General features: G+C 43.0%; 22 protein-coding genes and 2 pseudogenes. 12 read left to right on the forward strand and 12 right to left on the reverse strand.

What is annotated here, in order from left to right; translation table 11 throughout:
• Positions 1 to 153: 153 nt before the first annotated feature.
• A complete protein-coding gene (locus tag MD535_RS08565; RefSeq protein WP_265674451.1) occupies positions 154 to 1,902 on the forward strand; it encodes a formate--tetrahydrofolate ligase in 1,749 nt (582 codons plus the stop codon).
• 143 nt (positions 1,903 to 2,045) lie between these two features.
• Here the strand turns inward: MD535_RS08565 and MD535_RS08570 are convergent, their stop codons facing one another.
• The gene (locus tag MD535_RS08570) at positions 2,046 to 2,678 is read right to left on the reverse strand and encodes an OmpA family protein (protein WP_265674452.1); all 633 of its coding nucleotides are present in this window, start codon (positions 2,676 to 2,678) and stop codon (positions 2,046 to 2,048) included.
• 181 nt (positions 2,679 to 2,859) lie between these two features.
• Here MD535_RS08570 and MD535_RS08575 point away from each other — a divergent pair, with 181 nt between their 5' ends.
• The gene (locus MD535_RS08575; protein WP_265674453.1) at positions 2,860 to 3,483 is read left to right on the forward strand and encodes a thioredoxin domain-containing protein; all 624 of its coding nucleotides are present in this window, start codon (positions 2,860 to 2,862) and stop codon (positions 3,481 to 3,483) included.
• A 62-nt stretch (positions 3,484 to 3,545) separates the two neighbouring features.
• Positions 3,546 to 4,019, forward strand: a complete 474-nt coding sequence (locus MD535_RS08580) for an FKBP-type peptidyl-prolyl cis-trans isomerase (RefSeq protein WP_265674454.1) — start codon at positions 3,546 to 3,548, stop codon at positions 4,017 to 4,019.
• A 121-nt stretch (positions 4,020 to 4,140) separates the two neighbouring features.
• Here the strand turns inward: MD535_RS08580 and MD535_RS08585 are convergent, their stop codons facing one another.
• The 6 genes from MD535_RS08585 to MD535_RS08610 all read right to left on the reverse strand — a co-directional run bounded on the left by MD535_RS08585 (position 4,141) and on the right by MD535_RS08610 (position 8,336).
• Complete coding sequence (locus MD535_RS08585) at positions 4,141 to 4,506, reverse strand: RidA family protein (protein ID WP_265674455.1); 366 nt, start codon at positions 4,504 to 4,506, stop codon at positions 4,141 to 4,143.
• Positions 4,507 to 4,906: 400 nt separating this feature from the next.
• Entirely contained in the window at positions 4,907 to 5,230 is a 324-nt protein-coding gene (locus MD535_RS08590; RefSeq protein WP_265674456.1) for a Fis family transcriptional regulator, read from the reverse strand.
• 177 nt (positions 5,231 to 5,407) lie between these two features.
• Positions 5,408 to 6,916 carry a DUF3360 domain-containing protein gene (locus MD535_RS08595; RefSeq protein WP_265674457.1) on the reverse strand — a complete coding sequence of 503 codons (1,509 nt, stop codon included), beginning with the start codon at positions 6,914 to 6,916 and terminating at the stop codon, positions 5,408 to 5,410.
• Between the two features lie 544 nt (positions 6,917 to 7,460).
• Positions 7,461 to 7,703, reverse strand: a complete 243-nt coding sequence (locus tag MD535_RS08600; RefSeq protein WP_265674458.1) for a hypothetical protein — start codon at positions 7,701 to 7,703, stop codon at positions 7,461 to 7,463.
• A gap of 39 nt (positions 7,704 to 7,742) precedes the next feature.
• Positions 7,743 to 7,958, reverse strand: a complete 216-nt coding sequence (locus MD535_RS08605; RefSeq protein ID WP_265674459.1) for a DUF3820 family protein — start codon at positions 7,956 to 7,958, stop codon at positions 7,743 to 7,745.
• Between the two features lie 60 nt (positions 7,959 to 8,018).
• Positions 8,019 to 8,336: a cupin domain-containing protein gene (locus MD535_RS08610; protein ID WP_265674460.1), complete on the reverse strand. Its 318-nt coding sequence runs from the start codon at positions 8,334 to 8,336 to the stop codon at positions 8,019 to 8,021.
• A 570-nt stretch (positions 8,337 to 8,906) separates the two neighbouring features.
• Here MD535_RS08610 and MD535_RS08615 point away from each other — a divergent pair.
• Together MD535_RS08615 and MD535_RS08620 are read left to right on the forward strand one after the other, a co-directional pair.
• A complete protein-coding gene (locus tag MD535_RS08615; RefSeq protein ID WP_265674461.1) occupies positions 8,907 to 9,449 on the forward strand; it encodes a hypothetical protein in 543 nt (180 codons plus the stop codon).
• 42 nt (positions 9,450 to 9,491) lie between these two features.
• A complete protein-coding gene (locus MD535_RS08620; RefSeq protein WP_265674462.1) occupies positions 9,492 to 10,118 on the forward strand; it encodes a hypothetical protein in 627 nt (208 codons plus the stop codon).
• Positions 10,119 to 10,202: 84 nt separating this feature from the next.
• Here MD535_RS08620 and MD535_RS08625 read toward each other — a convergent pair whose 3' ends face one another.
• Both MD535_RS08625 and MD535_RS08630 read right to left on the reverse strand, forming a co-directional pair.
• Positions 10,203 to 10,376, reverse strand: coding sequence for a DUF4955 domain-containing protein (locus MD535_RS08625; RefSeq protein ID WP_265674463.1), 174 nt, complete (start codon positions 10,374 to 10,376; stop codon positions 10,203 to 10,205).
• Positions 10,377 to 10,406: 30 nt separating this feature from the next.
• A pseudogene (locus MD535_RS08630) lies at positions 10,407 to 10,547 on the reverse strand (L-threonine 3-dehydrogenase); the annotation flags it as partial.
• Between the two features lie 117 nt (positions 10,548 to 10,664).
• Here MD535_RS08630 and MD535_RS08635 point away from each other — a divergent pair.
• The 7 genes and pseudogenes from MD535_RS08635 to MD535_RS08665 all read left to right on the forward strand — a co-directional run.
• Positions 10,665 to 10,983 (forward strand): annotated as a pseudogene (locus tag MD535_RS08635) (IclR family transcriptional regulator domain-containing protein); the annotation flags it as partial.
• A gap of 475 nt (positions 10,984 to 11,458) precedes the next feature.
• Positions 11,459 to 11,671: a DUF1656 domain-containing protein gene (locus MD535_RS08640; RefSeq protein ID WP_010429574.1), complete on the forward strand. Its 213-nt coding sequence runs from the start codon at positions 11,459 to 11,461 to the stop codon at positions 11,669 to 11,671.
• 10 nt (positions 11,672 to 11,681) lie between these two features.
• On the forward strand, positions 11,682 to 12,548 hold the full coding sequence (locus MD535_RS08645; protein WP_237300629.1) for an HlyD family secretion protein: 867 nt from the start codon (positions 11,682 to 11,684) through the stop codon (positions 12,546 to 12,548).
• A gap of 9 nt (positions 12,549 to 12,557) precedes the next feature.
• Positions 12,558 to 13,913 (forward strand): FUSC family protein, encoded by a 1,356-nt coding sequence (locus tag MD535_RS08650; protein ID WP_265674464.1) that lies wholly within the window; start codon positions 12,558 to 12,560, stop codon positions 13,911 to 13,913.
• A gap of 326 nt (positions 13,914 to 14,239) precedes the next feature.
• The gene (locus tag MD535_RS08655) at positions 14,240 to 15,898 is read left to right on the forward strand and encodes a hypothetical protein (protein ID WP_237300631.1); all 1,659 of its coding nucleotides are present in this window, start codon (positions 14,240 to 14,242) and stop codon (positions 15,896 to 15,898) included.
• 130 nt (positions 15,899 to 16,028) lie between these two features.
• Positions 16,029 to 18,113, forward strand: coding sequence for a carboxylesterase family protein (locus tag MD535_RS08660; RefSeq protein ID WP_265674475.1), 2,085 nt, complete (start codon positions 16,029 to 16,031; stop codon positions 18,111 to 18,113).
• Positions 18,114 to 18,195: 82 nt separating this feature from the next.
• Positions 18,196 to 19,653 (forward strand): phospholipase D family protein, encoded by a 1,458-nt coding sequence (locus tag MD535_RS08665; protein WP_237300633.1) that lies wholly within the window; start codon positions 18,196 to 18,198, stop codon positions 19,651 to 19,653.
• A gap of 109 nt (positions 19,654 to 19,762) precedes the next feature.
• Here the strand turns inward: MD535_RS08665 and MD535_RS08670 are convergent, their stop codons facing one another.
• From MD535_RS08670 to MD535_RS08680, 3 genes are all read right to left on the reverse strand, one after another.
• Positions 19,763 to 20,644 (reverse strand): aspartate/glutamate racemase family protein, encoded by an 882-nt coding sequence (locus tag MD535_RS08670; RefSeq protein ID WP_237300634.1) that lies wholly within the window; start codon positions 20,642 to 20,644, stop codon positions 19,763 to 19,765.
• A gap of 111 nt (positions 20,645 to 20,755) precedes the next feature.
• Entirely contained in the window at positions 20,756 to 22,474 is a 1,719-nt protein-coding gene (locus tag MD535_RS08675) for an autotransporter assembly complex protein TamA (protein WP_237300659.1), read from the reverse strand.
• A gap of 201 nt (positions 22,475 to 22,675) precedes the next feature.
• Positions 22,676 to 23,827, reverse strand: a complete 1,152-nt coding sequence (locus MD535_RS08680) for a BamA/TamA family outer membrane protein (RefSeq protein WP_102332928.1) — start codon at positions 23,825 to 23,827, stop codon at positions 22,676 to 22,678.
• Positions 23,828 to 24,065: the final 238 nt, after the last annotated feature.

Consider the following 24,065-nt stretch of genomic DNA (forward strand, 5'->3'; position numbering starts at 1 on the left):
AGCCTCTTTTTTTAATTGAACTAACGCTAACCAGTTGAACTGGTCAAATTTAGTACAGCATACTGAATTTTTGTCTTTACAAAGAATTATTAGCCAGTATTATCTCGACGCAAACGTTTTCCTCATTAATTTTGTGGCTTTAAAGGACCGTTAATGCTATCTGACATCGAAATCTGCCGTAGTGCGTCACTTTCTGCTATCACCGACGTTGCCAAAGACGCTGGTTTACTTGATCACGAAATACTTCCTCAAGGTGTGCATAAAGCGAAAGTCTCGCTAAAAGCAATTGAACGTCTTCGAGACAACCTTAATGGTAAACTTATTGTCGTCACTGCAATTACCCCAACCCCATTAGGTGAGGGTAAAACCGTCACCACCGTAGGTCTATCTCAAGGACTTAAAAAACTCGGCGAAAGCGTATTTGCCTGCATTCGACAGCCTTCTATGGGACCTGTATTTGGCGTAAAAGGCGGAGCAGCAGGCGGTGGCTATGCTCAAGTTGCACCAATGGAAGAGCTCAACCTACACCTAACTGGCGACATCCATGCCGTGACCGCAGCGCACAATTTAGCGGCTGCGGCGATAGATGCCCGTATCTATCATGAGCAGCGCTTAGGCTATGACAATTTCGAGTCTCGAACTGGACTCTCTGCGCTTAAAATCGATGTAAAGAACGTTGTTTGGAAACGAGTTATTGACCATAATGATCGGTCGCTACGTATGGTTACTGTTGGCAAAAACGAAGTCAATAAAACCATCAACGGGGTTGAACGCGAAGACGGGTTTGATATTTCTGCCGCGTCAGAGCTCATGGCCATATTAGCGTTATCTGAAAGCCTTAACGATCTTAGAGCTCGCATTGGTAAAATTGTTGTCGCATACAGTATCGAAGGTCAACCTATCACCACTGAAGACCTGCAAGTTGCTGGCGCGATGGCTGTTAGTATGAAAGACGCGGTTGAACCGACACTCATGCAAACCTTGGAAGGCGTGCCTACCCTTATTCATGCTGGTCCCTTTGCTAACATCGCTCACGGTAACTCTTCTATCATCGCCGACAAAATTGCAACCAAGCTCGCGAGTTACACCGTCACTGAAGGTGGGTTTGGCTCCGATATGGGCTTCGAGAAAGCTTGTAACATTAAAGCCGCTGCAACCGATAAAAAACCGGACTGTGCCGTCATTGTCGCCACACTTCGCGGCCTTAAAGCCAACTCTGGCTTGTATGACTTTAAACCAGGAGCACCAATCCCTGACTCCTTATTTGAAGATGACGAGCAAGCACTTAAAGCCGGATTTGAAAACCTGAAATGGCACATCAATAATGTAGCCAAATACGGCGTTCCTGCGGTGGTCGCCATCAATCGCTTCCCACAAGATTCACAGCAAGAATTGGATTTATTGACTCAGTGGATCAAACAGTTTGATGGTAACTGTCGCGTCGCCACTAGCGAAGGATTTTCCCTTGGCGGAGATGGTACCATTGATCTTGCAAAAGAAGTAATCGCTGCCTGTCAAACACCAGTTAACTTCAAACCACTGTATACCGCAGAGCAGTCTGTTAAAGAAAAGCTAATGGCGGTGTGTGAAGCTGGATATGGGGCAGCAAATGTCTCGTTATCTTACCAAGCACAAAAACAGCTTGAGCTATACGAAACTCAGGGCTTCAATCATTTGGCCGTTTGCTTAGCCAAGACACCGCTATCTATCACGACAGATGGCAGTATTAAAGGCGCTCCCGTTGGATTTGAAGTGGTGATCAGAGAGCTTAAGCTATGTGCTGGTGCTGGCTTTATTTATGCGCTTTGCGGTAACGTAATGACGATGCCGGGCTTACCGGATAAACCCGCCTTTATGTCTCTTGACCTTGATGATGAGGGTAACATCATCGGTTTAAGCTAGATCGGTTTGACTAAATCAGAATAACCTAGAGAAAAGACCAATTAAGTGCTTAAAAAAAGCGACGAGTAATCGTCGCTTTTCTGTTTCTATCATCAGGTTTCAACCGTGCAGTATTGTTATACCTAACTACGCTATTAGGGACTTTACTTGGCGACAATCAACGTTAGCTCTACACGCCGATTGCAAGCCTTACCAAAAGAAGTGCTATTGGTACAAGCTGGCACCGCCTCACCATAGCCACGTGTATAAATGATTTGGCGAGAGACTTGATTCTTGATTAGCGTTTCTTTCACCATTGCCGCGCGCTGGTCCGATAACACATCATTTCTCACGATTGCCCCTGTATTGTCAGTATGACCACCAATTACCACATCTATCCCCTGCTGCTGAGACAAAAAATTGGCCAAGTGAAACAACCATTGGGAAGAATTATCAGAAACACGTGACGAACCAGTACTAAAGTGGATTTTTTCTTTGAGGCGAATCATAACGTAGTCACCTGGGACGAGTTCATAATCGAGTCCATGATTAACCAGATAGGTTTCTAACGAATCCCAAGCCTGAGTACGATATTGACCATTGGGACCTTCCACAGTCGCCCCTACTGGCGCTGAATGACTGATATGGGGTGCCTTGACCCAGTCAGGGTGCATGACGTCGTGTTCAGACCGTGGAGCCGTATCGAGCATGCCTGCGAACATTTTGTCAGTTATCGATGATGTAGAGCTGCAACCCGCCAATAACCCGACCGCAATCAAACACGCAATTTTCTTCATGACACACTCCAAACGCTCGTAGCAACATCCAATATTTCTTTTATCGGCGTGAATATCCGAAACTTTACCAACGAGAAGAAAATATTCTTCATTTAGCTGTTTCAGATTGTTACTAATTGCTTGTCTGAAGTAATTGGTAACAGTTACACTCGAGGTATTATTAATAATATGATGCATCAACATGTTTAAATCACTTAGCAAACTCGCCGCAATACTTTCTCTCGCCGTCCTAATCACCGCTTGTGGGGAATCCAATACCCCCGTTGAAGGCAAGCAATACAAAGTCCTACCTAACGATCTTAGCCAACATAACCTTCCTCAAGTGACAGAAGTTTTCTCGTTAGGCTGTGGCCATTGTCGCAATTTGGAGCCACTATTGCCGGAACTAGAGGAGCTTACTGATTCTAAGCTAGGCAAAGTACATGTGATGTTTAACGACAGCGCACAAATTGCTGCGATGATCTTTTACAGTGCCGTCATGCAATCTGAAGACCAGCGTATTCCTGAAGACATGAAACTTGAATTGTTTGCTCTAGTTCAAAACAGTGAGCTGGATGGCCAGCAAAAACAAATTGAGTTAAATCGAATTTTTGAGTCTCGTACTATGGTCACACCTTACGACTTTGATGAAGCGCAGCAAAAGGAGCTATTCGAATATATTGAACTGGCTAACACGGTATCAACTGAAGCTCAAATTAACGCAGTACCGACCTTCATCGTCAATGGTAAGTATGAAGTGGTACTCGCAGGTCACGAAGACATCAAAGAAATCGCAGAGACGATAAATTACCTAAAAACCAAATAAGCATCACCGTAGAAGCCACTTTAACCAGTGGCAATTTACCTAAATTAGATCAAGGAATTACCGTGTCAAAGATACTTATCCCTCTCATCGTTGTACTGCTCGCAGCTTTTATGATTTACCGTACATGGACAAATAACAAAGCTGGCGAAGTGAACTTGCAACAAGGTCAGGCTTTCTTGCAAGAAAACGGACTAAAAGAAGAAGTGACCACAACCGAAAGCGGCCTTCAATATCAGGTATTACATAAAGGCGAAGGTACGGTTCACCCTTCCGCTAAAAGCAAAGTAAAGGTTCATTACCACGGTACGCTCATCGATGGCACCGTCTTCGATAGCTCTGTTGATCGCGGCACGCCGATTAGCTTTGGTTTAAACCAAGTGATTAAAGGTTGGACTGAAGGTCTACAACTCATGAATGAAGGTGACAAATACCGCCTGTTTATTCCTAGTAACCTTGCCTACGGTAAAAGCGGCTCAGGCCCTATCCCACCAGCCTCTGTTTTGATCTTTGATGTTGAGTTGATTGCCATTCAGTAGTTAGAGGTTTACGACGCTTAGAGTGCCAACACAACGTATTCAAGCTTGAATCGACAAAAAGCTCCTTGTTAGGAGCTTTTTTTGTGGGTCCTTGGCAGGGAGTTAACCCAGCCTATCCTCACTAGGGTAAATAGTCGTCACCAGCGGCTGCGACAAACGCCATTTCTACCAATAAATTCGGATCGGCCAATTCAACCTTAACGCACGCTCGGCTTGGTGCGCATTGCTCTGGGAACCACGAATCCCATACTTCATTCAATGCATCGAAATTAGCGAAATCTGTCACGTAAACCGTGACGGAGAGAATTCTAGATTTGTCACTACCGATGGATTGAAGCATGGTTTCAGCTTGGTCGAAAATCTGCTGGACTTGGCTTTGCATTCCGGCAGAGGTATCCGACTCCGCCACTTCAACAAAGTGCGCAATTCCGTTAAATACGGTCACGTCAGACCAACGCTTACAAGGGTTAACTCGATGAATCGTCATTTCTTTTTCTTACCTTAGAGAACAAACCACTATGATATCAATTTGCCTAATTCTGCCAACAATTTTAGTCATTGATAACCGATATAATTGGTCGTATTCAATAGCATAAATCCGACATTAATGTCGGATTTATGCACGGTATTAGATATTACGATACTTAACATCCATGACCTTCTCAATGTAAAGCTCTCGCTATCCTCACGCAAATGAAGATCTCCCAAAGCACCTAGCTAACTCAAAGATAATGGCTAAGTCACGTAAATAGTGTTCTTTACGCGCTTTGGGAAGTGAAGCAAGCTTTGGAGTAAAAGTAAATGTGCTAAGGAGAGCTCAGACATCGCTTTCAGGCTTTGTATCAATTTCGTCATATAAAGCCTTATATTCCCACTACAAACTCAATTCACTTTGTTTGATGACCAAACTCGCGATTTTCCTGCGTATCGTAACTGATCTGCTTATCTACGTTCTTTAGTTGGACTCCAACCTTATCAAACGCTTTTTGGATAATGCTTGCAACATGAAGCTGACCTTCTTTCATTAGAAAATTTGCTCGGTCTTGATTCGTTTCGAATACGCAAGCGATTTTTAAGCTCTGTGGAAAAGACGAGCATTTGACCGTATGAGTCACCCAAAGAAAACCATCGTAGCCTTTTAACGTATCTTCACAAACTTCGGTTAACACCTCTCTAATTTGATTTTCGATCTTCTTATCTGATTTACGCATGAAGCAAACTTCCTATTTACACTTAAAAAAAAGCTGTCGGTCATTATTGTCTAAAACGATATTAGGCACTGTCGCTATTTCAAATACAAAGTATTTATAGTAACACTGAAAGTCTCACAGTGTGGAGCCTGTAACGGACGGCCTTACCTGCTGATTTCAATAACTCGTATTCAAAGGCTAACGAAAAGTTGGAATAATCGCCGGTATCCCTGGTAGAAGACCAACCAACGCCATCACGCTACTTAGCACAATAAACATAATACCAGGTAGTACCCAACGGCTCATTTTACTAAGTTCACTACTACGCTCTTTGCAACCGACTAAACCTAAGTTATCCAATAGCATGGTGAGAGCCCAGCCAAATGCTGGGTTAACTAGCGCTGAAGAAAATACAACAATCGCCGCCGATTGTGTGGTTTTCCCTTCACGCGTCATTTCCATTCCAGCTTCTAGCAATGGAACAAATACCCCTACAATTAACGCAACACAAAGTACCGGTTGCCATATCGCTAAATCCATTGGGTAGCCCCAAACCGCAGCTATGATACAGAACAATGCCGTTAGCAAAGCGCCGGCAGGAATAGGACGCTTAGCAATAGCCGCCGGCACGATATAAGTCCCCCATGAAGACGTAAAATTAGTGCCTCCAAGCAAAGAGCCGAACGTTTGACGAATTGAAGCCGTGGTCATGGTGTCGTCAATGTTCATATGCACTTTTTCCGTACGTTCTGGATAGCTTATTTTTTGAAACACTTGATGCCCTAAAAAATCCGGCGACCACATCGCCACTGCCAAGATAGCAAAGGGCAATACCACCATGAAGTGCTCAACCGTCGGTAAGCCTAGCATCCAGCCTGTATCTTCCCCCCACCAATACATCGGGTTCATATTGGGTAAACCAGGCTCGGTTTGAAAAGAAAACGGAGCACCCATGGCAAAAGCTAACGTACCACCTAGTAAGCAACTAAGAGGTACCGCTAGCCAGCGCTTACGAAAATGCTCCAACAAAGCATATAGAATAATAGTGCAAAAAATCACGACAAAAGCAATGTGGCTCATACCGATTCCCTCAGCCCAAGCAAACAGCTTTTTAACTTGAGAAACGGTTCCAACAAAGCCTAGGTAAAGTAATAAACCGCCACACACACCTTTGCTGGTGAGATTTGCCAACATGCTGCCACCTTTACTGATGGCTAATATTAAGCCAAAAGCGCCAATCAGCAACCCAAAAGCCATTGGATGCCCGCCTGCTGCAACAACAATAGGAATCAAGGGGATGAGTGGGCCGTGTGTACCAGCGAGGTTAGCAGTCGGTAATAAAAAACCAGAGAAAAGAATAATGAAAACAGAGGCTATAAGTAATTCATATCGAACATTTTCTAATACAAAGCCTTCATTTAACCCTAGAGCCCCGGCAAAGGTTGCTGCAATGGCGCCCACCATAACAACTTTACCAATAGTCGCCGCCATCGCTGGGATGGTATCTTCTATCTCAAATCGATAGTCTTTAAACGGCAAATTGGGACGCCAGCGTTTAGGCGCCATGATTTGTAATTCATGCTCTAAATATTGTTCTCTGGAACCAAATTCCGATCTTGGTTTATGTTGTTGTTCATAAGAGAGCTCATCCTCATTGACTTGAGGCTTATCTGTTCGTATCTGCACGGACTCTAAAGTACTGCTCATTTTGATTCCTTTCGTTCACACTCTAAGGTGTGTTTTCCAACAAACGTTATTTACTCACTGTGCGAAGATATAGTGAGTCGTTGTCTCTATTCACTGCAACAAAGCACTCGATGACAGTTTTTATGGGCCCTTGAAATTCACTGTTAGATAAATGGAACCATTCAGCCTATTACTAAAAACCATCGTTGAAATTCAGCTGCTAGTACCTTATACCAAACGAAAAAAAACAAACAGTCTCAGATAGTTAGACATTAGTCGTAGAGTACGGCTACCAATATGATCTTTATTGTTAAATTGGTTGGAACTGAATCAGGCACTTACGTTCTTATCGGTTTCGTCACCTTCGCGAAAGTGAACATCTCTTACAACGTGTAGATAATTGAAAACCTTCGATTCAGTCACGTAAATCAGTTACGTAACGTGCAGAATGAGATCCCCTTTTTCAAGGGGATGACGGTGTTTTTAGGGATAGTTCGAGACACGCAAAGAGGCAAAAGGTATTGGGAGAAAGATAAAAGGTACTGCTCTAGGTTACAGTCTTTTATTACTTCGGCTGATGACCCGTCTTCTTAGCAAGTTTTTGCATAGCCTCGGCAAACGTTGTTGTCCTACCTTTAGCTTGAACCTGTATTACCTTGTACCCCATCTTTTCCAGCGCTTGCCGCTCTGCCAAGACAGCTTTGTCATCTGGCTGGCTACCTTCAGCAGGCTGATGAATGTAACACCCCTCTAATTGGCCATCTTCAACCAGTTGGTGGTGTTTCAGTGTATTGATATCAAAATTCATAGTGAGTCTTTTCATTAAAAGGAGAATTTCTGTGGTAGGTTAGATGCGCTTTAGAGGCTTTACTACGCTGTCTAAACCTTCTATTTTGAGTGCTAAACATAGCTTTAATAAGTCGCCTAGATCACCGCTAGGGAATCCTTTTTTATCAAACCAGAGTAAGTATTCTTCTGGAAGATCAATAAGCATACGCCCTGCGTACTTACCAAACGGCATTGGCGTTCTGGCAAGTTTAACTAAATTTTCTTTATTTAACATAATCTATTGTCTGCTGATCTTTTCCGATAATGGCGTAACCTAGTGACAGATTCGCTTACGCTAGTAAAACACGGCTAGCCAAATCGTTTTTTCTGTCGCCGATGTCGATTTTACGCGATGCTTGGTATGTGCTGGAATATTGACGTAGTCACCGACATCGAGGACGACTAATGTTCCATCATCATATTCAATGACACCGGTTCCTTTTAGAACCGAAACCCATTCATGCTCTTCTTGGTCGTACCACTCTCCTTCTGCACTCGCATGGCCATCGGAAATAATACGTTCGATACGAACGGACTTATGCTTTTGAATATCTTCAAATAGCTCGCTATTAATAATATCTGGAATCTCACTAAAAAGATTACCACCTTCCATCTTTTCACTCCAAACCTTGTCAGTTCGCGATAGATTAACATAACACTCACGTAGCCAACACTATGACGCAAACACGTTCCGGTAATTCGACTTAAAAAGTAACAGACATAGGTACACTGTTAGTTCTTTGCCACAACGCTAGACTAAATTCCATAAATAATGGTGGTACAAACCTACCGCGCCTTTAATTCAGATTGAGTAAATCCTGCGTTTGTAAATCAACTTATCTTACAAAGTTTTGAAGGCGCGAATAAACAACATAGCCAATTTATCGAATATTTCGTGCCACTTGTTGGGTTTATCCAGTTTAACCAAGTGACAAATCAAGCGTGCAGTATCGGAACCGTAAAATTCGAAGTCACAGACGAGGGTAAAGCAGTGCTGTTAGAGCGACATCACCTCACTTTCTCATGGCCGTTGTCGACTAAGTACGTTGTTCAAACACAACATGCACACCGGCATAACAATAGTACGACACCTATTTCACAACGCATTTCCTTTCATATCTCAAATTTCTTTCTATAGTTTAGGTTCCGTTATTAACAATATCATCATTAAGGTGGGCAGTTCATGGAAGAAACGACCCGTTTAGACGAGCATATACCTTTGGATTCACCAGGCCGTACCAAAGATGACCACGGCTCCGCACAGTTAATAGAGGAATATAGCCACTTACTCGAATCCCTTTATTCCTCCAGTTTATCCCCGCACGGATTCCAATCTTTTTTGGATAAGATGGTAGAAGAATTTCATCTTGCTGACGCTGTGATTTACTTTGCTAGTAAATCAACTGGACAAATCTACTCCGCATGGATGGCTGGCTCTAAGGTGTCTGCCGTTTTAGAGCATATGAACAAGAATCTAAGCGCTATTGATTATGTAATTGAATATGTACAAAGCAGCCCTATCAGTCGATTTTACACGTTAAACCACGATATTGGACGCCCCACAGGGCCTGCGCGAAGTAGCGCCGTAATTCATGGGGAGAATTGGTTTGATTCACACTTCAGTGACGTTTTCGTGATGTCAGATGATGGAACATTGGATGGCGTATTCAATGGTATATGGGACGGCGTTTATGACTGGTTGCTCCAAGATCACAACATAATTTAAATATCTCATCGCAACAGTGAATTTGTAGAAGTCCGCATCGCGTTGCTAGCTGACAGCCAAAATGGCTATTTAGTCGCCGATTACTGGTCTGGCGATGATGATGCATCTGTGTATGACCTTCACAGCCTATCATCAGAGAATAATTGCGATATGAGTAACGATGACGCTTGGAATGACGAGGGGCCAACAAGTACGTCTTCAGCTACTGAGTTTGAAAACCAAGTCGAAGGATGCATTGATACTCAAAACTTTAATAGCCGTGTCTATATGCCTCGATTCGCTGATGATTTAGTCGAAGACAATCGAGTGATAGTAATGGAACGCCGTGATATGCATGATGATACCATTGTGTTCAAAATGGATGATGCGTCAGGACTATCTGGCGATGCCTTACTTGCCTCTGATGGTGACTGGTTAGCGGGAACCTGGGTGCTTAATGACGGTGACAACCCTAGTTATACGGTGACGATCATCAATGGTCTCAACACCTATCAATTTACCTTTTATACGGTCGCCGTAATGTCTGAAACGTTTGTCATTAAAACCTTTGAACAATACACCGACTGGTCAAGTGCTAACGAGATTAACGGAGACACTGGCGCAATCGCGATATGGCAAGTTAGATTCAAGGAAGATAACCTCGACAGCTATCCATTCACTAGCGATTAAACGTTCACGTTAGCTGAAATCACAAGCCCCGCATGTGTTTAACTATATAAAGAAATGCACATGAGGGGCTTATTAACTATCCAGCTACTCAATCCACTCCGGTATGTAACCCATGCGTTGCTCTAATTGTGCCAGATACAACGACGAGGGAAAAACTCGACGACCATCAGACTCTAACCAAGCTTGTGGTTGATCAGGCAACCATTCTTTGTAACTGGCCTCTCCTTTTTTAGTCGCATGCTTAGAATATTCCTGCATGGACGCAAACGTAATAGGACTTAATTTATCTTATTCCCAATCAAGGATAACCTTGCCAGAAAGCCCGCTACGCATAGCGTCGAAGCCTGCTTGGAAGTCATCAACCTTGAAGTGATGAGTGATGATTGGCGTGAGATCTAGACCAGATTGAATCAAAGATGCCATTATATACATTAGCGAAATAAGTTTTTTGAAAGCAAGTATTTAAAAAATTTCAGGAGAACAATGGCGACAAAGTGGCGACATATATAAAAACAGGTCACCCATATGTCTCTATTGGCATAAAGTGACGAAAAATTCGTTCACACTCAGCTAGCAGACACCGAGTTTGTGAAAAGCACAAAAAATACCCTCGAAAACGTCGAGCAACTTATCGATGAACTTAAAGCGATTAAGCTACAGCATTTTGGCGAAGATAATGAAGCACAAGAGCCAGGCTTACGTTGTATAGCAGCTCCAGTTTACGACCGTTTTGGTACCGTAATTGCCAGTGTCTCAATTTCATTTCCTACCATTCGATTTGATGAAGAGAAAAAAGCTCACTATGTGGAGCTACTGCATAAATATATCCAAGCAATTAGAGTTTAATGGTTACCCAAGCAAGTAACAATAAAGGTTACGGTGACAGTGATATCACGATAAAACTTGCATCGTTAGAAAGGTAACTTCTTTTACGTTACCGCAGAGTTCAATGGTTTTATGTAAGCAAGAGCGCGCGTAACTCTTGCCTTACATACTCTCAGCTAAAATCCACAATATTAAACAATTTCCTAACGTTTATAATTTTTATCTCGCTCCCCCCTCACTTAATCTCCAATTAATACCGATAAAAAATACCTCTCTCCACATCAATAATTTAAAGAAAAATAAGTATCTCTAATAATAGTTTTAATATTAGATTTTATTCTATACGACTAGTTTCGTTCGTACCCACTTATCACTGTTTCATCGAAATGGAAAACAAAATCATCATGTAACTCAATATCCAACGAATTCGATGGATATAGTCCTCTATAAGCGATTATCACAATAAATCGAACTCCGTTATCGTTGCATTCATCAAACAAATAGAGAACAGAACCATGAACACAATGCCACATGAACTTGTGTGGGGTGAAGTCTACTTCCCACCGCTGTTATTGGTTATCGCACTGGCTTACATATTGACAATGCTAACAGGGTCAATCGCTACCAGGTTTGGCCTTCATAAGTACGTCGCCTTTCCTGCAATAGCAGAACTGAGCTTGATCGTGATTTTTACTGGCGCTATCGGCCATTTTATTACCATTTTTTGAGGCACTTACTGTGATCAAACGTTATCTCATCACACTTTTATTATTGGCTGCTGCGGGAACTGTGGTTTATAGCTATTACCAGTCGTACTCAAGTAACCCATGGACCAGAGACGGACAAGTGAGTGCTTATATTGTCTCAATTACACCTCGAGTCACGGGTCAAGTGATTGAAGTGCATGTCGAAGACAACTCGAAAGTAAAAAAAGGCGATCTTCTTTTTGAAATCGATCCGAGTATTTACAAAGCGACCTACAGAAAAGCACTTGCGACTCAAAAACAAGCGTTTGCCCTACTCGCCAAAGCCAAAAATGAAGAACAACGCGCGTTGAATTTAGAGAAAAGAACGCCCGGTGCTGTGCCCGTTCTTACTCTAAACAACTTAAACAACGCAGTAGAAACTAGCACCGCGAATGTGGAACTGGCAAAAGCTAACGTAGAAGAAGCACATCTAAATCTTGAGTACACCAAGGTATACGCGCCGACTAACGGCTACATCACTAATCTGAGCCTACGCGTGGGCTCTCAAGTTGTCGCGAATTCACCTGTGGTTGCGTTAATTGATGAAGATAGCTTTTGGATTGAAGGGTATTTCAAAGAGACAGATTTAGTCGGCGTCGACGCTCAGGATACAGCCTATGTCACCTTGATGATGCACAACAATGTTCAACTAGAAGGTCATATCAAAAGTATAGGTTTTGGTATAGCTAAGCAAGACGGCAGCACAGGTAATGATTTATTGCCAAACGTGAATCCAAACTTTCAATGGATACGTCTAGCTCAACGCATCCCTATCAAAGTGAAGTTAGACAACATACCAGAAGACTTACAACTGCGTGTTGGTATGACTGCCTCGATTAAAATAATCAAAAATAGCTAGGTGATTCTTATGTTCACTGCATCGACTAAAGACGCGATTAAAGCCGCACTCTCTATCGTTATCGCAATCTGCCTAGCGTTGTGGTTTGGTTGGGAAAAACCGTATTGGGCTGCGATAGCCGTGGCAGTGATGGCATTGAATGAGAGTTTCGCCCATGCAATAAACAAAGGCCATAACCGGTTAATGGGAACCTTGTTAGGGACCGGTTATGCCTTTTTCCTTATCGCCATGTTTTCTCAAGATCGCTTCTTGTTTCTAACATTTTTCACCCTGTTCCTTGGGGTATGTATCTTCATGTCGAGCGACGAGAAATACGGCTATATCTTTTCAATAGGATTTGCCGTGTGTTCGATTGTTGCTTGTATGGGCGGGTTTGATAGCCAAACCACCTTTCACTTTGCTGTACTTCGACTTCAAGAAACACTATTAGGTGTTGTTGTGTTCTCGATTGTGTATCGCATCGTTTGGCCTGTGAATACTGAACTCAACTTTGTACAACGTTTCGAAACCAGTAAACAAGTGTTGTTAGATGCGATGGAAAAAACAGACGACATCGACATTGCCGGACTTGAAAGCAATACCGCAAATATTGATAAGTTGTATCAACTTTTAGATCTGCCACTGACCGGAAGTTACCACCTTAAAGAGAACATCCAAACATGGCGCTTGCGTATCGATGAAATGGCACATATCCAAGATACATTACTCAAACAAAGTAACAGCGAATCAGACGTGGGTATCCAATGGGCAGTTCTTACTCACAACTTGAAAACGTTTGATGTATTAACACCAGATCAATCTCTGGTTGAAGGTGAACTCAATGTAATGGGCGATCATAAAGAAGTGTCTTGGCATCATGCACATCGCACGTTTGTTGAACATTTGAATGAAGATGGGCGCAAAGTGCTGCAAGGCGTGTCGATGTTTATCACATCGCTGTTGATTTGGATTTATCTTCCAATACCAGGTGGTTTTATATTTCCTATGTTAGCCGGTGTATTCTCTTCTATGGTGCCGACCATGCCACCAAGCGTTATCAAGGACGCTTTTTATGGTGTGTTGGGAACAGGATCTGTGATTCTGTTGCAATACATCTTTGTGATGCCATTAATGACAGAACTATGGGAACTGGGACTATTCTACTTCCTTAATATTATGGTGATATGGAAAGTGTTCGCGACACCTAAGCTCATGATACATCGAATTTTAGGTATCAATTTGTTGGTTGTTCTTACATCTGGTGCGCTTAACCTCACTCCGGTTTATAGAATAGAAACACCACTGTTGATGCTGGTGAATATCTTGATCATTTTAATGATCGCGAAGCTGTTTACTGATCTATTCAGAGTAAAAGTAACCGCTTAGAACTGGATACGCTAAGTCTCTCATAACAGAACGGCCTGCCAAGTATTTTTACCCAGCAGGCCGTTTTGTTATCTGTTTTAAATCATTATAAATCAGTCGATTAGCGTTAATTCTTACTAAGTGAGGATAGCGTCCATCAAACGCGATTAACGCGATCTGCGACCTCCTCTTAAAATCCTCTCATTGATTGACGCAATGCATATTTAGTCGCGACATTCACACGAACAATCCTAACGGATAAATACATAACAACTGAACACGACGTTCAGTATTACATCGACTGTTTGAGTCTCGAAGGTTTGAGGCCACTCAGCGTGGAAACCGTCATGAGTTTTTTTGAAATACGCACCAGCGCCTGTAAGGCCCATACTCTTTCTGTGTTAGCGAGCGCCCTATTACTTACCACACCCGCCTTTGCGTCTGCAGCAGAAACCAAGACTTACAGCGAAGTCATGGAAAAAGGTCGAGCACTGTTTGACAAATATGGCATCAGTCATGATTTACCAAAGCTAGCAATCAGTTCACTCGTACAGGGCGAACACCTAGTTGAACACGCACATCGTACTCTGCAAATTGGTGATGAAGTTCGTGACTCAAGCGTCTATCTCGTTAAGAACACCGACACTAAAGGCAACATCGATCTTCGTATCAAATATAACCCAGAAGAACTGGACGATAACGAAAACCTACTCGATGAAATAGAAGCCTTCACACGCACCGAATATCGTTTACGTGACTATGCAGAAAGCTTTGATTCATCTTCGGTTCGCGTAAAAGAAATCGACGATAACAAAGTAATCATCAGCTTCGATTATTCGAAGTATGGACTACCTCAAGACATCGCATATTTCCGTTTTTTGAATGTCAACATTGAGTTAGTCAACGGTGAACCAAAACGCATGCTGATCAGCAATGAAAAGCCGTTTAAACACCACATATACAAGGTAGAAAGCTATAAGCAAGAGATTGAGTTTCACACTTTACCGTCGGGTAAGTTAGTCATCGCGAGTAAAACAACTGAAGTCGTTGGTACAACCAAGAACAAACCAGTGAAGATGACAAGCATAATCGAGCCAGTCGCGTTTTATGAAGACGATAACGGCATACAGGTGCTTAACGAAGCAAGGCTTCAAGAAGTATCAGACCCAAGAATGTTAGAGGCAAGCGTAAAGCTAGACCGAGTCTTCCCTTTAATGGGTGATATGGTCCGTCGTAAAGGTATCGATATGCCACTTCCATTCGGTGTATCCGTAGCTTATCGCAACCAAGACATGGACATTCCAATGACTGATTACGTGATTGGTGGTGTGCGCTTGAATGACTTATTTGACCCGGAAGATAGCGTTGCGACGGTAAAAGCGGAAAGCCTTTCGATACGCGGTGACGTAAATATCCTGCCATTCTGGAATGTATTCGGTTATGTAGGAAAGGTAAACGTTGATGCGAACGTGGATGCCTCTTATACCGGCGCAGCAGGTGAATACTTAAGAGACAAGCTCAATGATCGATTTGATGGCGCAGGTGACCTACTTTGTAGCGAAGTTTCAGCTCTGTGCAACCGTGGTCGTTTAAATGTTCCACTTCATCTCGAGTATGACTTACGCGGTATGGGTACAACACTGTCCGTTGGTTACAAAGAGTTCTTTGCTTCTGTTACTGGCACTTATTCACAAACCCGTCTTAAAGGATTAGACGACTGGGGCGATGGCATTGTTACGGTTCAACCTATGTTGGGTTACCAATTAGTCGATTATCGAGCTCAGTTTTTCGTTGGCGCTGAATATCAAGGTTTAAATTCACGTATGCAAGGCACCGTAAAAACCGATGACATCGAATTTGATTATGACGTTGGTGTCGACATCGATCAGTGGGCATTCCTCACTGGCGTTAACAAACAGATCGGCAAGCATTACAACATGACTGTGTTGTACAACAAAGGCGAAACTCGTTCGGCTGTAACGCTGAATCTTGGCTACCGATTCTAGTCACCGAACTTTGATTACCAGCCCTGCTCTTAAAGCCAGGTTGTTCTTGATAAGAAACTTTGTAGCTCTGTTATCTAAGTAGATGACGATGAAACAGACTGCACCGAATACTATTGTGGAAACTCTTTTTATGACTATTGTATACCGTTCAATAATCGCTCTTACAATTGCTGCTGCCTTAGCAGGTTGCGATACTGATACTGCCCCTACTGTTCCATTACCAAACGAGCCAGAAGCGTTAATTCCTGCACCTGCTAAACCATTTGATGCTCAAATCGGTAACGTAACGATTAAAGCGACCAAAGAAGAACTGGTTGTAACTTCGAATACCGAAGACGACAAACTGGCTTCTGTTGAATCTTTCAAAGGGATTCAATACGCCGAGGCTCAGCGCTTTGAGCACAGTGAAATTGTAAACCTTGTTGAAGGTGCTTTGGATGCGACTCAGTTTGGTTATGCTTGTCCTCAACTAAAAACGACATCACAAACGCAAGATGAGAACTGCCTTAACCTCAATATCTGGCGACCAGCAGGCGTAGATTCTGATGCAGATCTACCGGTTTATGTATTCATCCACGGTGGTGACTTTGAATATGGCTCAGGTGCTGAGCCTCTGATTCAAGGCGATAATGTTGTGGCTCAAGGTGCTAGTGAAGGCAATCCTTTTATCTATGTAAGCTTGAACTACCGTCTTGGTCAGTTAGGTACTCAATGGATTAAAGGCGAGAACCAAGATGGCAACTATGGCTTAGGTGACCAAAAGCGTGCCTTGAAGTGGGTACACAATAATATCGTTGACTTCGGTGGTAATGCTCAAAACGTGACGGTTATGGGGCAAGGTTCTGGTGCTATGTCTATTGGTTTCTTACAGCAAGATGAAGATATCGCAGGTCAATATTTCCAACGAGCCATCATGCAGAGTAACCCTTATGGTTTTGAGTATCCTAGTTATGACGTGGCTAAGGACCGCAACAATGACTTTGACGTAGACACTTCGATCGACGAGATCATGACGTCACAAGAAACGGCTTTGAATGGTATTGAACAGCTTAAGAATTGGTTGTTAGGTTCTTTGCAAATCCCCATTCTGAGCCCAACAGCAGATGAGACTCCAATGTCAAACCTGATGCCTTTTGCTCCATACATATTGTGTGAAAAAACTAGTTTTCTTGGTAGCTGTAACGAATCAGCAGAATCACCAATGCAAGCAGGATTCTCAGTACCAACTGTCCTAGGTCAAAATGCACATGAAGCGAACAGCTTTGGCATGCTCTTTACCGCTACGTTCTTAATTCCGACGGTCATCGAGTTATTAACAAATGATGAAACTGAACTGCTTACTAATGAAGACCCAACAAAGCTTGCTCTAGCGATAGTTAATTGGTTAGAAGATAAAAACAACATCGTTCTTCTGCAGCAAAAACTATCTGAGCAAGCAAGTGATGAAGTTTCAGCGGAGCTTGTATTGCCAAGTAGTGCCTACAGTGCAGTAACGGGTTTATTTTATGGTGCCAAACTAGAAGGAGATCTAGTAGAAATGACTAAATGCATTGATACCAATGACATTACGGGTACCGTCGGTTGTTTAGTCGACATTGTTGATATCACGAGCCACCAACAAACCCAAGATATTCTAGCTCTAACTGATTTCTACCCTAACTCAGAATCTAGCTTAGGTGGCGCTCTTGACAACATGAAGCAATTTAAAACCTTGCTAAATGACACTTTGTTCAATGGTCCAGCTCGTCATATGGCAGCAAACAACGAAGTAGAAGCAACGCTATACCACTTTGAGCACAAGCCAAGCTTTAACATGTGGAACTACAATACCTTGCCAAATGGTGAGCTATCTATTATCGATTTATTTAAAACTATTGGTTGTATCAGCGGTGCGTGTAACGGTTCAGAGTTGCCGTTTGTGTTTAACAAAGCCGTGCGTTTTGATGGAAGTGAAGTAAGACCATCAAGCAAGGATAAAGCACTAATGAACAAAATGTCGCGTCTTTGGTTTAGCGATAAATTGTTCGAAGTCCAACAGTACAGCGACGCTGCCGACAATGTGCTCGTAATTGATGGTGCAGGTTTCAGCGAAAACAGTACTACCTTAGACTGGGACTATGTCACAAACCCAGGTGTTGACCCTAAGCTTCGTGAAGGTCGCTTAACCGGTTTAGCAGAGGAAGGCCTTATGCCTTGGCAGTGGTACCTAAACTAAACATTCTCAACACACTTCCTACTTTACGGCCAGCTCGCTGGCCGTTTTTATATTCAAATTTTACGTTCAAACGCAGGTAGTTATGACACTTAGCAAACTAAAAACCGTATGCACAATGATGTTGATTACTGTGGTCACAGGCTGCGCCCAACCATACCCCGATGTTGAACCTGACTTTGAAGCAAACTGGCAAAGCACAGAACATCACACTGAGGTGTACCTGATCCCGACTGCACCAGAGGCCTTTGCTCGCCGTATCGAGCTCGTTCGCCAAGCACAACACTCAATTGATATGACCTACTTCTCTTGGGAGCGTGACACGCTTGGATTGATGCTTCTAAACGAGCTCAAGCAAGCGGCGGATCGTGAGGTTCATGTCCGACTGACCTTAGATGACCTACTGGTTTTTAATGATAAGTGGTTAGCGGAATTAGACTCACACCCCAATATTGAGATTCGACTGTTCAACCCTTTTGAATCACGTAAAGCTGGCTGGATTGGTCGTGCGTTCAACTTCTCCACTCATCAAAAACAACTGGATAATCGGCTTCACGAGAAGTACTTCAATGTTGATCATCACTCGATGATTTTAGGCGGAAGAAACATCGGCAATGATTACTTTGGCTATAGCGAGAATGCCAATTTCTTTGATATGGACGTTTTGTTTCGAGGTGATGTAATCGCGTCTTTCGACAACAATTACCAAACACTTTGGGAAAGCCAATATGTCGTGCCAATTCAAAAGCGAATCAAAGTCAAAGAACAAGGCCAATACAAAGCGTTTACCAAGGCTATAAATAAAGGTGAGAAGAATAAAAAGCCGATCACTTTCGATGTTGAGCTACAGATAAATCACTTGAACGAACCAAGATTTATTAAAGCATCGGTAACGCCTTTATTTGATTCATTAGAGAAGCTCAATGACAACAAGCCCTACTTTCGTCAGCGTACAGAGCATTTAATGAAGCAGAAAGTACCGACACCTTCTAAGGCTATGATTTCTACGCCTTACATGGTGCCAAGCGATAACCAGTTTGTATTCATCGATGCACTTAAAGAGCACCAAGCCGAAGTCACCTTGCTGACGAATTCATCGGCGTCTAATGATTCGGGTTTTGTTCCTGCGTATTACGAAAAACACCGTGAGACTCTACTCGACAAAGGCATAAGTATCTACGAGTACAAAAGCCAAGCTATCAATGATGACCACTACTTTCATGTTGATACCTACTACCACAACAAGACTGTAATTTTAGATGAGCGTGTAACCTATATTGGTTCTTCTAACTTCGACCCAAGATCAGACTTTCTCAACGTTGAGTTTGGTGTGTTGATTGACAGTGAAGAGTTTGCGAAGCAAGTGACACACTACTTAACGCATCAGAAAGAGGATTTGTTCTGGGCCGTGTCGCGAGAACAATCAGGTGAGACGAGCTGGGCTTCAGGGGATCAAGTCCATACAAAGGATCCGAACTACAGTTCGTGGAACAAGGTGCCGGATTGGTTATTTCGAAAAATGAATGGCGAGTTCGAGCTTTAAGTGTCGAGCTTCGAATTTTCACTTTTAATTTTTAATCTTTCACCAATCCAAATGCAAAAAAGCCGCGTAATTCGCGGCTTTCTCATGTTTCAAATAGACGTATCTGAGCCTACAGACGGTAGGTCATCGCTCTCTTGGCTACGTAATTCACCATATCTAACGTTGTATAAATCGAATCGACATCGTTAATGTCGTAATCCACATGTCCACGCTCAACATACTGCTCAGCGAGACGATAAACATCAACGACACGCTCAGCTACGGCTTCCATAGGATCAATAAAAGTGACTGTTGGAAATGCCGTTTCAAGTTGCTTTCTAACCAAAGGAAGTTCCGTACACCCCAAAATAACCGTGTTAACGCCCTTCTCTACGATACTTTGAACCGCAACAGCTAAAAGTGCCGCATTACGGTCAAACTTGCCCGCTTTAATGCCGTTGGTTTCTCGGATTGCTTGTCCACACGCAGTCATCTCGCCCGTTACTTCGCCATAGATAGCGCTATGAACGTTATGTTCTTGCTCAAAAGAATCTGGCTTAACGAATACCAGATTGGCGTTAGTTAGGTAACGGTCATAGATTCCCGAATTGTATGTGCCGTTAGTACATAAAATACCGACAATAGATTCAGGATTCTGCTCTTTGATTTGATCAACCGTAGTTTGAAGCATATCGACGATATAAACATTGGTATGCTTTTGAACTTCAGGTCTGAAATAATGAGCGGTGTTGCAGGTCATAACGCCAAATTGAACGTTGGCGTGTTCTAAAATGCACGCGGATTCAATTAGCTCTGGAACAGGGTCGATACCGCCTTCGTTAATTGCTTCAGAGCGGTCTGGGATATCTGAATTTTTAACCACAATCATGGCCATGTGGTCTTGGTCTTTAAGCGCGCCGTGTTCAATCTCTTTCTTAGCGACGATATCTTGGAACAGAGCATCCGCTTCAGGGCCCATGTTACCAAATACACCAAATCGTACCTTTTTCATTGTGTTTACCTTTGTGTTTGCTAGAGCACAAAGGTTATTACGCTCTGTCGATTTGCTTGAATCCCATTGGATGGATCGCATCCTCGCGAGAGCTTAAACAACGTACAAATATTAGAATTGAGTCCCTAAAGAAAAGTGAATACGAAACTCATCGCCTTGAGGCGCATCTAAACCGTAAGCAAAATCGAGTTTCACAGGCACCAATTGCGAGTTCCAAATCAGACTAAGGCCTGTGCCGCGCTTCCAATCCGCTTCATCATCAAACGCATCACCAACATCCAGAAATGCACCCATCCAGATCGAGCGGTAAACCTGATGCTGGTACTCAAGCCCTGCTGTTAGCATATAGCGTGCACCTGTTAATTCACCGTTGTCATCTTTTGGAGAAATCGATTCATAACCATAGCCTCGTATGCTCCCATCGCCACCAGCAAAATAACGCAGTGACGATGGCACATCCGACAACGATTTAGCTATGTTAACGCCGACATTTGAACGGAAATGAAGCTTCTGGCTTTCGCTAATGTCCCACGAAAGTACACTGTTTCCTTCCAACCGCAACAACCTTGAATCAGAGAACAAACTAGGGTCAGAATACTCAACAGAATAGATGTGTCGATGATTGAGCTCCAATTGATCATTTTTACGATCAACCTGTGAAAAACTGATACCAGGTAACAGTAATTGCGATTGGTCTTCCTCAGAGGCCTGACGGTACTGTTCATGCAAGTATTTGACGTAAATGGTACTTTGCCAATCGCTGTCTAATTGCCAGTAACGTTGAAACTTAAGATCGTTTGAAAAGCTACTGGTGTCTCGATGATCAATTCGTTTCGATTCAAACTGAATACCAAAGTAATCGGTCGTGACTTTCTCTGTAGGGATTTTGTACCCTAATTGCAGTGATTGCTCTTGTTCAGACAAATATGCCTGTGTTTCAAAGCTGTGTCCTCTTCGGTTATACCAAGGCTTTGACCAGTTTAAAGACGCTCTTAAACCGAGATCGGTAGAGTAACCGCCACCCACTTGCACAATGTTACGAGAGCTTGGTTCAGCAATGATTTCGATTGGCACTTTTAGATTGTCATCAAGATGATTAAAGTCACCGTGTACCACGACACTGCGAAACCACTGAGTTTCAAACAAGTCAGACTGCAGCTCGCCCAACTTTATCGTGTCAAAGTCGTCCCCTTGTTTGAATGTGGGAATTTTCTCGATACGCGCAGGTTCAACACCATCATCAGGAATGCTGATAGCGCCAAACTTGTAGCGTGGGCCACTTGAAAAATGCAGGTGAATATTGGCGATGTTTTCGCTAGGAATCACTTCGATCATAGACTCGACAAACCTACCGTCGAAATAGCCTTTACGCTTTGCCAAAGAGAAGATCGCCCGTTTAGTTTGGTCGTATTCTTGATGAGATAATGGTGAGCCTGAATCTAACTGACTTTGCGTGAGTATTTTGATGAACTCTTCATCTTCAGTCGCTTCACCTGTGACTTTTACGACCGATTCTGCAATGTACATGACAGGGCCAGAATCGACGCTTAAGGTGAGGTTATCGCTGTCATCAAGTTCAATAGCTATCTGAGGATGATAGTAGCCATAAGGGTTGAGCGCGTCTTGAACCCGTTTCAATAATTTAGTATGTGATAGCTGTGCGGTTGGGACATCAACCAAAGGTTCTAAGTGCAACTCTACATTTTCAGTGAGAGTTTTGCTCAGCCCTTTAATATTGAAGTCTGCACCTATCGCTGCGGGGTGAGTAACCATGAAGAGTGAAGCTACCAATATTACTTGTTTAATCGAGGTCTTCACGCCGTTACCCAGTTGCTTAAAACCAAGACAGGTTATGAGCAAAACATGAAATCGTAGAATCTCTTATGGAGGATCTCGCCCTACAAACTGACAATCCGTACCCTAAGTGATGGTAAAATTACTTATACAGTGACCTAACCCCTTATGAGAGAACACAAACAAGGCGCTAAATTAGCGCCTTTTAAATGGAAAAAACCAAACTACTCTGTTTGTTTAGAATCCACTGCCTACATTAAAGTAAACGGCACTTTCTTCATGGCTTTGCGCGTAGTCCATTCCAAGGTGTAAACCGTAACGTCTTGCGATTTGGTATCGGAACCCCACACCTCCAGCATTGATGGTGCTATCGTGACTTACGATGTTATCTTGCTTTGCAGTACCAGAACCGTAGAACCCAGACACCTTCCAACGATGATTAATGCTATACGTGAGTTGCCCTTGTATTGTTTCAATTTCATCACCTTGGTAGCGGTAAGAAGACACTCCGCGTAAAGACACATACGGCTTCGCTGTTGGGGAGACAAGCCGATCTTGTTGGTCGAAGTTTTGATAATTCGCGGCTAACCCTAGCATCCATTTCTGAGTGATTGGGATATAGGCTTCGCCATCTATGTTCAAATTTCGGTAATTGTAATCACTGCCAATCGCATCGTCGTACACCATGTAATCTGCAGACAATTTGTAACCTTTGGTTGGATAAAATAGATTATCTCTTGTGTCATATTCAGCTTCCAAACCTAGACCAGAAGTAACCGATTCATTACCTAAAATTCGGTCTAAAACCGTATTATCAAATTCAATCTCAGACTTAGCTAGTAACTGTTTTATCCCCAACATCCAAGGCGACTGTCCGATCCTAAATTGTACCTTTTGTGAAAGAACGGCCACTGAAGTTGATGTACCTATTCTAAGATCATGGTCTATCGGTCCCCAGTTAATTGATGTGTACAAATCCAAATTCGCAACACCAAAGCCACCACCACCTGTATAACGGATAGAGTCATTCATCCATGAACGTCTGTGACCACCAAAAACAAACCAAGTCTCGTTTTCTGTACCTACCGCCCCAACCACTGACATTGCAGAAGGAACAAGCTGCGCACCACCATCAATAGCAGATAGCGCTGCCTGCTTTCGTTGTCGCTTTTCTTCATCTGTCTCGTGTAAAAACAAGCCAGCTACACCGCCACCGTAACCTACTGCAGGTTCGGTAATCAAAATCGGAATAGGCAAAAAGCCATGGGCATTTTCTGCAAGGTGATGCCCCATATCAAATTGACCATCAACAGGATCATAAAACGATGCTAAAGAAGAAGTGGTAAACAGAGAGCAGGAAAGAAGAACAAAGCCGCCGTAGCGAGTCATAAGATTGGCCTCATAAAAAAGGCCGGGCAATGAAACCCGGCCAAAAGTCTGCGTCCTTGCAGTAAACATAGAAATTAAACACTTATTGCCGATAAAGGGGGTCCTTAATCGACAGGACTAGAATAGGCCAAACGGTGGTATTGCCCGACTCTCATATAGAGGGTCAAACCCATCAAAATATGACCTTTCCAACGAGGTGAGGCTCAGAGCGCGGATACAAAAAAAAGGCTCTAAGTGA

The organism is Vibrio qingdaonensis (genome assembly GCF_026191675.1).
In the GTDB taxonomy this organism is placed as follows: domain Bacteria; phylum Pseudomonadota; class Gammaproteobacteria; order Enterobacterales; family Vibrionaceae; genus Vibrio; species Vibrio qingdaonensis.